The organism is Myroides odoratimimus, assembly GCF_038039805.1.
In the GTDB taxonomy this organism is placed as follows: Bacteria; Bacteroidota; Bacteroidia; order Flavobacteriales; family Flavobacteriaceae; genus Flavobacterium; species Flavobacterium odoratimimum_B.
In genome coordinates this window covers 114,715-127,247 of record NZ_JBBPHK010000001.1, presented here as the reverse complement: position 1 = coordinate 127,247, position 12,533 = coordinate 114,715, and the positions used below count along the sequence as shown (strand labels likewise).

Annotated in this window: 12 protein-coding genes; 4 read left to right on the top strand and 8 right to left on the bottom strand. The window is 37.2% G+C overall.

Translation table 11 applies throughout. The annotated features are described in order from the left end of the window. Window positions 1-285: 285 nt before the first annotated feature. The gene (locus AABL85_RS00590; RefSeq protein ID WP_341308818.1) at window positions 286-2,352 is read right to left on the bottom strand and encodes a M13 family metallopeptidase; all 2,067 of its coding nucleotides are present in this window, start codon (window positions 2,350-2,352) and stop codon (window positions 286-288) included. Window positions 2,353-2,513: 161 nt separating this feature from the next. Here AABL85_RS00590 and AABL85_RS00585 point away from each other — a divergent pair, with 161 nt between their 5' ends. The 4 genes from AABL85_RS00585 (at window position 2,514) to AABL85_RS00570 (ending at window position 5,938) form a co-directional block, all read left to right on the top strand. Next, on the top strand, window positions 2,514-3,224 hold the full coding sequence (locus AABL85_RS00585) for an SCO family protein (protein ID WP_286414756.1): 711 nt from the start codon (window positions 2,514-2,516) through the stop codon (window positions 3,222-3,224). Between the two features lie 209 nt (window positions 3,225-3,433). After that, on the top strand, window positions 3,434-3,664 hold the full coding sequence (locus AABL85_RS00580; protein ID WP_006260493.1) for a FeoA family protein: 231 nt from the start codon (window positions 3,434-3,436) through the stop codon (window positions 3,662-3,664). A 26-nt stretch (window positions 3,665-3,690) separates the two neighbouring features. Next, window positions 3,691-5,799 carry a ferrous iron transport protein B gene (feoB, locus tag AABL85_RS00575; RefSeq protein ID WP_341308817.1) on the top strand — a complete coding sequence of 703 codons (2,109 nt, stop codon included), beginning with the start codon at window positions 3,691-3,693 and terminating at the stop codon, window positions 5,797-5,799. Between the two features lie 7 nt (window positions 5,800-5,806). Continuing rightward, window positions 5,807-5,938 carry a FeoB-associated Cys-rich membrane protein gene (locus tag AABL85_RS00570; RefSeq protein WP_006257716.1) on the top strand — a complete coding sequence of 44 codons (132 nt, stop codon included), beginning with the start codon at window positions 5,807-5,809 and terminating at the stop codon, window positions 5,936-5,938. An 88-nt stretch (window positions 5,939-6,026) separates the two neighbouring features. Here AABL85_RS00570 and trpA read toward each other — a convergent pair whose 3' ends face one another. From trpA to AABL85_RS00535, 7 genes are read right to left on the bottom strand one after another with little or no spacing between them, the layout of a single operon-like run. After that, complete coding sequence (trpA, locus tag AABL85_RS00565) at window positions 6,027-6,797, bottom strand: tryptophan synthase subunit alpha (protein WP_341308816.1); 771 nt, start codon at window positions 6,795-6,797, stop codon at window positions 6,027-6,029. Beyond that, a complete protein-coding gene (gene trpB, locus AABL85_RS00560; RefSeq protein ID WP_341308815.1) occupies window positions 6,790-7,977 on the bottom strand; it encodes a tryptophan synthase subunit beta in 1,188 nt (395 codons plus the stop codon). The genes trpA and trpB overlap by 8 nt, the downstream gene beginning before the upstream one ends. Beyond that, on the bottom strand, window positions 7,964-8,599 hold the full coding sequence (locus AABL85_RS00555; protein ID WP_341308814.1) for a phosphoribosylanthranilate isomerase: 636 nt from the start codon (window positions 8,597-8,599) through the stop codon (window positions 7,964-7,966). The genes trpB and AABL85_RS00555 overlap by 14 nt, the downstream gene beginning before the upstream one ends. A gap of 6 nt (window positions 8,600-8,605) precedes the next feature. Next, on the bottom strand, window positions 8,606-9,394 hold the full coding sequence (trpC, locus tag AABL85_RS00550) for an indole-3-glycerol phosphate synthase TrpC (protein ID WP_341308813.1): 789 nt from the start codon (window positions 9,392-9,394) through the stop codon (window positions 8,606-8,608). Next, window positions 9,391-10,383: an anthranilate phosphoribosyltransferase gene (gene trpD / locus AABL85_RS00545; protein WP_341308812.1), complete on the bottom strand. Its 993-nt coding sequence runs from the start codon at window positions 10,381-10,383 to the stop codon at window positions 9,391-9,393. The genes trpC and trpD overlap by 4 nt, the downstream gene beginning before the upstream one ends. Window positions 10,384-10,387: 4 nt before the next feature. After that, window positions 10,388-10,948, bottom strand: coding sequence for an aminodeoxychorismate/anthranilate synthase component II (locus tag AABL85_RS00540; RefSeq protein WP_341308811.1), 561 nt, complete (start codon window positions 10,946-10,948; stop codon window positions 10,388-10,390). Window positions 10,949-10,951: 3 nt separating this feature from the next. Next, on the bottom strand, window positions 10,952-12,337 hold the full coding sequence (locus AABL85_RS00535; protein ID WP_341308810.1) for an anthranilate synthase component I family protein: 1,386 nt from the start codon (window positions 12,335-12,337) through the stop codon (window positions 10,952-10,954). Window positions 12,338-12,533 lie beyond the last annotated feature (196 nt).

The window sequence follows — 12,533 nt, the reverse complement described above, 5'->3', positions numbered from 1 at the left end:
GTGTGATATAGCATTTCTATCGCTTATGATAGAGTAGTGAAAGGATAATAATAGGATAGTGGTCGCATAATTTTCATAGTTAATTATGCGAGCAGTATCCGATAACTATGCGACCACTATGCGACCAGTCAATTTAGGGTTGATATGGTGAAGTGCTTTTTGTGTATTTATCATATTGAAAATGAGGTTTTTGTTTGGGTTTTGTGTAGGATTGGTCTTATCGGATGTATAAAAAAATAAAGGAGCCTCATCGAGACTCCTTTATCGTTATTTATTGTGTTCTGATTACCAGATTTTAACTCTTTCTTCAGGTTTGATGTATAATTTATCACCTTCTTTAATATCAAATGCTTTGTAGAAAGCATCTACGTTTTGAAGAGGTACATACGCTCTGTAGTGTCCAGGAGCGTGAGGGTCAGTTTTCACTTGGTTTTTAATCGCCTCATCACGAGCTTTAGTTCTCCAGATAGTTCCCCAAGAGATAAAGAAACGTTGCTCAGGTGTGAATCCGTCGATTAGACCTGGATCACCATTTTCTTTTAAATAGATTTGTAATCCGTCATAAGCAGCATTAACACCACCTAAGTCTCCGATATTCTCACCTAAAGTGAATTTACCGTCTACGAATACACCTGGTAGAGGCTCTAATGCGCTGTACTGAGCAGCTAAAGCATCTCCTAATTTAGTAAAACTAGTTAAGTCAGCGTCAGTCCACCAGTTGTTTAAGTTTCCGTTTTTATCATAACGAGCTCCTGAGTCATCAAAACTGTGAGAGATCTCGTGTCCGATTACAGCTCCGATACCACCATAGTTAATCGCTTCGTCAGCTTTATAATCATAGAATGGAGGTTGTAAGATAGCAGCAGGGAATACGATTTCGTTATAGATAGGGTTGAAGTATGCGTTCACTGTCTGTGGAGCCATTCCCCAACGAGATTTATCTACAGGTTTACCGAAGTCTTCTATGTTTTTAGCAAAGTTCCATTTAGTAGCATTTTTCATGTTTTCGAAGTGATTACCACCATCTTTAGGAGCTTTAATATCCATAGCAGAGTAATCTTCCCATTTGTCAGGGTAACCGATTTTCACTGTTGTAGTTGCTAATTTTTCTAAAGCACCTTTTTTAGTCTCTTCAGCCATCCATGGTAATGCTTTGATACGATCACCGAAAGCTGTAAGTACGTTTTTAATCATCGCCTGAGCTTTTGCTTTCGCTTCAGCAGGGAATTTTTTAGCAACGTATAATTGTCCTAAAGCTTCTCCTACAGTACCGTTAACTACAGCTAATGCTCTTTCGTCAACAGGTCTTTGTTCTTTAGCACCTTCTAATGTTTTAGAGTAGAACTCCCAGTTCGCTTTCTCCATTTCAGTAGATAAGTAACTAGCATTTTTGTTCACTAAAGTCCATTTCATATATGCTTTGATATCCTCGATATTTTTAGCAGAAAGGATTTCGTTAAGCGCTTTCATGTATTTCGGTTGAGATACAATTAGCTTTTCAACGTTCTTTAATCCTGTAGCAGCGATATAAGCATTCCAATCAACAGCAGGTGTTAATTTTTGAAGCTCAGCTACTGTCATAGGGTTATAAGTAAGACGGCTATCTCTACGCTCTACTCTAGTAAGACGAGGTTCAGCCATTTTAGTTTCGATCGCTAATACACGTTTAGAATCTGTAGTAGCCTCTTCTTTAGGCTCACCAGCTAATTCTAACATACGTGCTACGTGTGCTACGTATTGGTCACGTTTTTCAGTGATGTCTTTATCTTTTAATACATAATAGTCACGATCAGGTAAACCTAAAGAACCTAAACTGATGTATACTGTATTCTCCTGAGAGCTTTTTGCATCTGCATATACGTAGATAGAATATAATCCTAATCCTCCTTCAGCTACTAATTCGTTGATTAGTTTAGTCGCATCTTCTGGAGTTTTGATTGCATTGATTTTATCTAAGTAAGGTTTAAGAGGAGCTACTCCTAATTCATTTCTCTTAGCTTCATCTAAGTAAGTTTGGAATACAGCTACAGCTTTAGCTTGATCAGATTTAGGATCAAGTTTAGAGTCTTCAGCAGCCTCTCTAAGGATCGCAAGGGCATCCTTATCTGTGTTTTGTCTTAATTCATCAAAACTTCCCCAACGTGTTCTGTCATTTGGAATTTCTGTTTTGTCATACCAAGCACCGTTTACATAACGGAAAAAGTCATCACCAGGCTTTACATTTTTATCCATGTATTCTAGGTTGATTCCATGAGCTACTTGATCTTCTTGCTCTGTTGTATTTTTAGCATCTTTACAAGCTACTAATGATACTACAGCGAAGGCAGAGGTTAATAAAACTCTTTTGTTCATAGTATATAATTAATTTTGTTCCTATTGATATTCTAACAAAAATAGAAAATATCTTTTATAATCGTATTTTTCTATACTTTAAATAAGACATCTTGTATTTATCATGTCTTTAACCTTCAGGTTAAAAGGGATTTTGTAAGTTTGTCGAAACTCTATTTAAAATGTTACACTTTTTCAAGAAATATAAATACTTTTTTATTTTCTTCTTCCTTTTATGTGCAGGAATCATGGTGATGTTCTACAATGCACTGAAGTATAGAAAATCACTACCAGTATATACACCAGCGATGGTGAATCCTGAGATGGTAGATAGTTTAATCCAACATGAGGCCAATAAACAGAAGCACAAGATAGCTGCTTTTAAGTTCTTAAACCAGAATGGTGATACAATAACGAATAAAGATTATGAAGGACATATTTATGTCGCTGATTTCTTCTTTACGACATGTACTACTATTTGTCCTATCATGAGTGATAATATGGTTTGGCTTCAAGATAAGATTAAGACTCTGCCAGGCGTTAAATTATTATCACACTCAGTGACTCCAGATATTGATAGCGTACCTGTGCTAAAAGAATATGCACTACGCAAAGGCGCTGATGATAAGATATGGAACTTAGTAACGGGGGATAAAAGAGATATCTATTATATCGCTCGTAACTCTTACTTAGCTGTGAAGACAGGGTCTCCAGAAGAGATGTACGATATGGTACACACCGAAAACTTTATTCTAGTAGATGGCAATGGCCGTATCCGTGGGTTCTATGATGGTACTAATCTAGATACTCCTGATAAAGAAGCTAAGAATATGCAACAGCTATGGGAAGACATCCAATGGCTGTATGAACATGAGAAGAATAAGACTGAATAGTCAAGTTATTACATAGTAAAATCCCTCTACATTTGTTAGATAATGTAGAGGGATTTTTGGTATTAGCGTATTTGTATATTATTGTGAATTCGTTAAATGGACTAGTAATGAAAAGGTTGTAGTAGTATTTATACTGATATTTATTAGGAATATAGTTCTATAATCTTTTTAATTGACTAAATTTGCAATATGAATTAAATCTAAATAAGGTGAGTACAACTTTAGACTTATTAAAAAGAAATGAAAAAGGAGTGATAGCAGATTTTGATATGCACAAGGTTCCTTTAAAACTATTAGAAATGGGATGTCTACCAGGTAATGCTGTAGAACTTTTAGAGGTAGCCCCTCTAGGTGACCCCATATATCTGTGTATTAATGATACACATTTATCTATTCGAAAAGAATTAGCTAAAGAGATACAAGTAGAATTAATTGGCTAATTAGATTAAGATATTACATATAGTTGATGAAAAAAGATATAAAAGTTGCCCTAATAGGTAATCCTAATGTAGGGAAAACCTCTGTATTCAATGCCCTGACAGGCCTTAACCATAAGATAGGAAATTATCCTGGTATTACTGTAGATAAAAAGTCTGGAGTAGCGAAGTTAGATGATAAAGTAAACGCTACTATTATCGACTTACCAGGAACATATAGTATTAATGCGAGTTCTGAAGATGAGCGCATTGTATTAGACTTATTATTTGATCCTACTAATGATGACTTTCCAGATGTTACTGTTGTAGTAGCTGATATAGAAAATCTAAAGCGTAACTTATTACTATTTACTCAAGTAAAAGAACTTGGTGTTCCTGCGATATTGGCTGTTAATATGGCTGATCATATGGAGGAGAAGGGGATTAGTCTTAAGATAGCCGAATTAGAAAAGAAATTAAATACAAAGATTGTTTTAATTAGTGCGAAGAAAAAACTTGGTATTCAAGAGTTAAAACAAGCAATATTAAATTATAGAACGTATTCTATAGAACCATGTGTGAATGCTACTGCAGTAGACACAGAGTTCTTTAGTAAACTTGCTTTGACGTTCCCTAACCTTTCTGTATTCAAATTGTGGATGATCTATTCACAAGACATCAAAATCGGGAATATAGGAAAGAAAGAGATAGAGGCGAAGGGAGTTCATTTGTCAGAGAGTGAAATCAAAAAGCTTCAACACAAAAAGACAATCAAGAGGTATCAGTTTATTAACGAGGTACTAAAAGAAACGTACTCACGTGATGTCAATAAAGCTAAGGATCTTCGTTCTAAAGTAGATAGAATACTTACACATAAAGTGTATGGATATCTAATCTTCTTTGCGATTATGATGTTGGTCTTCCAGGCTATCTTTGAGTGGTCAAGTATTCCGATGGATTGGATAGATGAGCAGTTTGCTAATCTTAGTTCTTGGGTACACGATACGATGGAGCCAGGTAAGCTTACAGATTTGATAGCGGATGGTATCGTACCAGGTATCGGAGGGGTTATGCCTTTCATTCCTCAGATTGCTATTCTATTTATGTTTATTTCTATCTTAGAAGAGACAGGGTATATGAGTAGAGTGGTGTTCTTAATGGATAGGTTAATGCGTCCATTCGGATTAAGTGGTAAATCAGTAGTGCCACTTATCTCTGGTAATGCATGTGCTATTCCGGCGATTATGTCTGCTCGTAATATCGAGAACCCTAAAGAAAGATTGATTACAATACTTGTAACACCGTTTACTACATGTTCTGCTCGTATCCCAGTATATATTATCATTATTGCTTTAGTAATTCCTGATACACGCATATTTGGATTCTTAAGTATACAAGGATTAACATTGACGTTATTCTATCTAGTAGGATTCTTAGCAGCTTTGTTATCCTCTTGGGCATTGAGTAAATACATCAAGAGCGAGCGCAAGTCATACTTCGTAATCGAGATGCCGAACTACCGTACTCCGATTATTAAGAACGTAGTGGTGAATATGTATGAGAAGACTAAAGCATTCGTAGTAGGTGCAGGTAAGATTATATTCGTATTATCAATTATCATTTGGTTCTTAGGTGCTCATGGACCTGGAGAACGCTTTGAGAACGCTGAGAAACATATTACAGAAGTATATCAAGATAAAGAAGTAAGTGAAGAAGAGTTAAGCGAGCATATCGCTAGTTATAAACTAGAGAATTCTTATATCGGTATTCTAGGTAAAACAATAGAGCCTGTAATCAAACCTCTAGGGTATGACTGGAAAGTAGGTATTGCCGTATTGTCTTCTTTCGTAGGACGTGAAATCTTTGTCGGAGTACTTGGAACTATTTATAATGTAGGATCTGGGGATGAGAATGATGAAGATGGACGTATTAAACAAAAAATGGCAGCTGAGATATGGCCTGATACAGGACAACCAGTCTTCACGCTAGCCAGTGGGGTTTCACTAATGTTCTTTTATGCTTTTGCGATGCAGTGTACAGCTACAGTAGCAATCGTGAAAAGAGAGACTAAGTCTTGGAAATGGACTATCTACCAATTAGTGTTTATGACTGTTCTTGCGTATGTCGCAGCTTTAATAGCATATCAACTTTTAAAATAAAGTAATTATGGGTTACCAAGAAATAATTGCCTATGCAATTGTAATTATTGCATTGGGGTACATCATTAAAAAAGGCTTTTGGAAGAATAAAACGAATAAGAAAGGTTCTTGTGGCGGAGGTAGCTGCGGATGTTCTTAATCACCATTCTTTAAAATAACAAAATAGGCAACTCATGCGAGTTGCCTATTTTGTTTAGTATATATTGTCAAAAGTATTAGGGCTATACTTACCTAATGCTCTTGACGAAGTTAAGAATGCTATCCTCACTAATACCATGTTCATTAATATGCTTCATAAAGGCTGTACCTATAATCGCCCCTGAGCTGTATTGATTCGTGAGATTATACGTGTGTTTATCTCTTACCCCAAAGCCGATAAGAGCAGGGTTTTTAAGTTTTAAATCTTGAATGTGTTTATAGTATGCTTGTTGTTCTTCTAAAGACTTGTTAGAGCCTGTAGTTCCGTTAGAAGAGACTAGATAGATAAAACTATCTGTCTGCTCATCTATATGGCGCACGCGTTCTGTTGAAGTATCATTACTTATCAACATAATATTACAGACGTTGTGTTGATCACAGTGTTTCTTGAAATGAGATAAGTAATAGTCCATAGGTAAGTCTGGTAGGATAATACCATCTACACCTACTTCTGCGCATTTCACTATGAATGCCTCTACACCATATCTTAGTACTGGATTTAGATACCCCATTAAGACAACAGGGATAGTAATGTGCTGTCTCATTTCTTTTAATTGTTCGAATAGCTTAGAGATTGTGATGCCATTTAGTAACGCCTGTTCACTGCTATGCTGTATAACTGGCCCGTCTGCTAGTGGATCTGAGAATGGCATGCCTATTTCTACTAAATCCACACCTGCGTTATCTAGGTTTTTTAAGATGGTCATCGTGTCTTCTATAGCAGGATAGCCTGCTGTGAAGTAGATCGAAAGTATATTGGATTTCTTCTCTGTGAAGAGTGTGTTGATTCTGTTATTCATGGTTGAAGTATTTAGAGTAAGTAATCATGTCTTTATCGCCTCGTCCTGATAAGTTTACCACTACGATATCGCTTTCTTTTAGCTCCATTTTATTTAGGTAAGCTAAGGCGTGTGCTGATTCTAGAGCAGTTATAATCCCATCGATACGCGTTAATTCAAAAGCAGCTTTGATAGCCTCGTCATCAGTGATACTACCCACCGTGATCTTACCAGTATCACTTAGATAAGCGTGTGCAGGCCCTATACCAGGATAATCTAATCCGGCAGAGATAGAATAAGGCTCTATAATCTGTCCATCCTCCGTCTGTATAAGGTAAGTCTTGCTACCGTGGATAATACCTTGTTTTCCTAAGGCGATAGTAGCCGCAGTCTGTCCAGTTTCTACTCCTAAACCTGCCGCTTCTACTGCGATTAACTTTGTATGTCCATTATCTATAAAGTGGTAGAAAGCTCCCATCGCATTACTTCCTCCACCTACACATGCTACTACATAGTCTGGATTAGGAGTATTCTCTTGCTCTATGAGCTGTGCTTTTATTTCTTTACTGATGATAGATTGAAACTTCGCTACCATATCAGGATAAGGATGAGGGCCTACTACAGAGCCGATCACATAATAGGTCTCTTGTGGATTATTGATCCATTCACGTATGGCTTCATTTGTAGCGTCTTTTAAAGTCTTGCTCCCACTCTCAGCAGCTACTACTTTTGCCCCTAGCATACGCATGCGTTCTACGTTTGGCTTCTGACGTTCGATATCATGTGCTCCCATAAATACAGTACACTCTAGGTTTAACAGTGCGCAAGTAGTAGCAGTAGCTACCCCGTGCTGACCTGCACCTGTCTCAGCTATAATTCTCTTTTTGCCTAGGCGTTTGGCTAAGAGTACTTGTCCTATCGTATTGTTGATTTTATGGGCTCCTGTGTGATTTAGATCTTCTCTTTTCAGATAAATCTTTGCTTTATATTTAGCAGATAAGTTAGCAGAATAGAATAGAGGAGTAGGTCTCCCCACATAATCTTTAAGTAGCTTATTTAGTTCTTGTTGAAAATCTTCTGTCTGTATGATATCTAGGTAGCTCTCTTGTAAGTCTGATACATTCTTATACAGCATCTCAGGGATAAATGAACCTCCGTACTCTCCGTAATATCCTTGTTCGTTTGGGTTAAATTCTTTCATAGTCTCTTATTTTTTTGACTAGCTCTTTGACTAGTGTTATGTCTTTATGATGTTGGTTGTTTTCTAATTTACTGTTGAGGTCAAACCCCACTAATTTATTGTCTCGTAATAGCAAAGCGGACTGTATGTTGTGTAATCCTAATCCTCCACTTAGCAGATAAGGGGTACTACCTTGATAATGCTGTAATACATCCCAGTCAAATGATAATCCACTACCTCCATACTCTGGAGTAGGCGTGTCAAATACAAATAAGTCACAGTATGCTTCGTATTGTTCTAATTGACTTAAGTCCTCTGCTGTTCCTATAGAGAAAGCCTTGATTACTTTTATGCCTTGCTCTTTATGGTAAGCACAATCTTCTGGGCTTTCGTTACCGTGAAGTTGTATATAGTCTAGCTTATACTGCTTTATGCGTTGCGTTATTTCTTCTCTTGTAGCATTGACGAATACACCTACTTTCTGAATATGATGAGGTAGGTTATCAACAGCCTTGTTAATATCTCTACTTACATAGCGCTTTGACTTCGGATAAAAGATAAATCCCATCATGTCAATCTGCTCTTGCCCAACAGAATTAATATTGTCTATATCAAACATCCCACAAATCTTTATCTTCTTCATCGCTGTTTACAGTTTAATCTCTTGTTGTAATAACCTTAGTTGTTCAGCAGGATTAGCAGTCTTCATAAAGTACTCACCCATTAAGAACCCTGAGAATCCATTGTCCGCTAATTCTAATAGCGTATTGGCATTCTGTATACCGCTTTCTGCTATCTTTACGGCTTGCTTTGGCAATAGATTAGCTAAGGCGATACTGTGCTGAATATTGACTTCAAAGGTGTTTAGATCTCTATTGTTTATCCCGATGAGGTCAAACTCAGTATGTAAATGGTCTCGTATTTCTTGTTCAGTATGCGTTTCTAGTAATATTTGTAAGCCAAGCTGATGTGCATAATCTGTCAATACTTTGACACGCTCTATAGGAAGCATTTTAGCGATCAATAGAATGGCGTCTGCACCTAGCGCTTTAGCTTCTTCTATCTGGTACTCGTCTAGGATAAAGTCTTTCTGTAATAAGGGCAAGTCTACTGAAGCACGTGCGTTAGCAAAGTCAGAGGGTAGAGCACCGAAGAATTGACTGTCGTTTAGAATTGATAAAGCCGCAGCTCCATTTGCTTCATACCCTTTTACTATCTCAGAGACATTCGCGTTGGGATGAATGATTCCTTTAGAAGGAGACTGTCTCTTAAACTCTGCGATGATCGCTCTGTTGTTCTTAGCAAGTATAGCAGACTTAAAATCAAGCGGTGTTCTGTTGTATAATGGAGTATTTCTTAGGTCAGTAATACTCTTTACAGTTTTGCGTTGTGCTACTTCTATTTGTTTATGTGCTTTTATTTGTTCTAATATCTTCATCTCAATTCTTTTAGTATTTCAAACTTCTCTTTTGCTTTTCCTCCTAGTAGAGATTCTTCTGCTCTTGCTTTTGCCTCTAAGATGCTTAGTTCAGGATAGTAGGTATTAATAGCTAATGCGCTATTGGCAAGGACTACATTATTCTGAGCAGAGGTACCTTTACCTTTAAGTATTTGCCAGAAGATATACGCCGACTCTTCTACTGTTTTACCTCCTTTTATTTCTTCTTCACGGATGGCAGGACTATTAAAGTAAGAAGCGTCTATTAGCTTCTCTTCTTTGTTATTGACTAGCTTAGCTGATTTAGTCAAGCTACATTCATCATAGCCATCTAAGGCGTGTATAATGCTGTACTGTGTATTCTCTGCCTGCAAGAAGTATTTATACATTCTCAATAGCTCAAGATTAAACAGACCTACTAGCTGTACCTTAGGCTGAGCAGGATTAGTCAACGGGCCAAGCATATTAAAGAACGTCTTCACACCAAGTGCTTTTCTCACAGGAGCGATTCGCTTCATGGCTGGGTGAAATAAAGGTGCGTGTAGGAAACAGATATTCGCTTCTGTCAATTGTTCTTTTAGCTCTGCTTCTGTGCTTTTAAAATGTATACCCAAGTTCTCCATCACACTTGATGATCCTGAGATAGAAGACACTCCGTAGTTACCATGCTTAGCTACTGGGATACCTGCTCCTGCGGTCACAAAGGATGACAGTGTAGATATATTAAAAGTGTCTTTACCATCTCCTCCTGTACCGCATAAGTCCATAGGGTTATAGTCGGATAGATCTACCTTATTAGCGAGCTGTAACATTCCTTCTCTGAATCCTCTTAACTCCTCTAATGTGATGGGTCTCATGATGAATGTAGTCAGTAGAGAAGCCATCTGTGCATCTGTATACTTGTCATTAGCCATATTGATGACTATCTCTTTGGCTTGTTCTGTAGTAAGTGTCCTGTGTTGTATTAAGTGATTTAATATCTCTTTCATAGCATTAGTTTTTAATCCAATTTTTAATAATCTCTTTTCCATACGTAGTCAATATTGACTCTGGGTGAAACTGTACTCCTCTGACATTATGTGTTCGATGCTTCACAGCCATGATATTCTGTTGCTCGTCATAGGCTGTGACTGTTAGCTCACTGTCCTTGTCTTCTATTACCCATGAGTGATAATGTGCGATAGGGGAGTGATCTGGCATAGACTGGAACAGTTCATCAGGTGCAGCTAGCTGTATAGGTGATGATATGCCGTGTAGTGGAGTTTCTAGCCTTTTTAATTGGTGACCATAGTACTCACCTATAGCCTGATGCCCTAAGCAGATACCTAATATGTCTTTATGGTTAGCAGCATAGGCTATCACTTCCATTAGTCTGCCAGCTTCTGATGGTATACCCGGTCCTGGCGAAAGAATAATCTTATCGTACTGATCTATTTGCTCTAGTGCTATCTTATCATTCTTAATGATATCTATTGTTTCTATCCCTAGTTCTTTTAGGATGTGTATCACATTGTAGATAAAAGAATCATAATTGTCGATTACTAATACTTTCATAACTTATATGTTTTGGGCTTCACGGATAGCTAGTGTGATAGCACTTAGTTTGTTTTCTATTTCTTTTAATTCTGACAAGTCATTTGACTTCGTCACGATACCACATCCTGCCTGATAGTGTAACTCGTTCTGATAACTCAGAGCAGATCGGATAAAGATGGCATGGTTAATCTCTCCATCTAAGGTGATAAAACCTATCGTACCTCCATAGAATCCTCTGCTCTCTGGTTCGTATTGATTGATTAGTTCCATCGCTCTGTGCTTAGGTGCTCCTGATAGTGTCCCTGCTGGGAAGGTATTAGCGAATACATTAAGGCTATCTTTCTGCATATCTATGCTAGCACTAACTTTAGACACTAGATGGATGACATGAGAGTATTGCTCTACCGTTTTATACTCTTCTACTGTGACCTCTGTCCCTGTGATGCTTAGGTCATTTCTAGCAAGGTCTACAAGCATGATATGTTCTGCATTCTCTTTAGGGTCATTTAGCAGTTGTTGTGTTAGTATCTCGTTCTGAGCCTTGTCCTCTGTTTTTCTAAATGTGCCTGCTATTGGATTGACATACGCCTTATTCTCCTTAACGACTACTTGTGCTTCAGGAGAAGAACCGAATATCTTAAATGCTCCGTAGTCAAAATAGAATAGGTAAGGAGAAGGGTTAATAGAACGGAGTGCTCTATATACATTAAACTCATCTCCGGTAAACTGCTGCTTATACTTGCGTGAGAGTACTAGCTGGAATACATCTCCTCTATAGCAGTGTTCTTTTCCTTTTTTGATAATCTCAAGAAACTCTTCATCTGTATAAGGAGTCTTCGGAGTGTCTACCGTTTTGAAAGGGTAGGGAGTGATGCTATTGGTGTTTAGATAGGTATGTATCTTATTTAATTGACTTTCTTCTCCTGTAAGTGCGTATTCTACTAAGTGCATTTCATTTTTATAGTGATCATATACAATGATATACTTAAAGAAGTGGTACTGCATTAATGGAAGGCTGTTATCACTTGGTTTAAACTGTATATCATGTACTAGTGGTATGCTGTCATAACTCGTATATCCATAGATACCTGCCTTTAAGTAATCATATTGATTGGCATTTTCTACGTTGATTTCTTTGATGAACAGTTGTAGTTGATCTAGAACATTGATATCAGCTGTAGGATATGTCGTGGTGTTCTCTAAGGTCTGGACTGTAGTCGTATCTGCAGTAACGATATAAGACATCATTGGCTCAAAGCAGATGTAAGAACAACTGTTCTCTCTCGAGTGGTTGCTAGAATTCTCTAATAAAAAACTATTAGAGAACTTATCTCTTAGTTTGAGGTAGATTTCGATAGGAGTGTATAGGTCTCCAAGTATTTTTTTGTGATTGATGTGTAGTTTCATTTCTTGTAAATATTTGAGTTTAAAGCAAAAAAAAGCCTGCTAGGGGTTCCTAGCAGGCTTCATCTATATAAAATGTGTATATAATTCTATCTATAACTAATCACAATTTAAATACATAGTACGACCAACCGAACCCTGATAGGATTTAGCTAGCCACCACCAATTAGTATTTAAAAATTGTGTATTCATTTTTTGT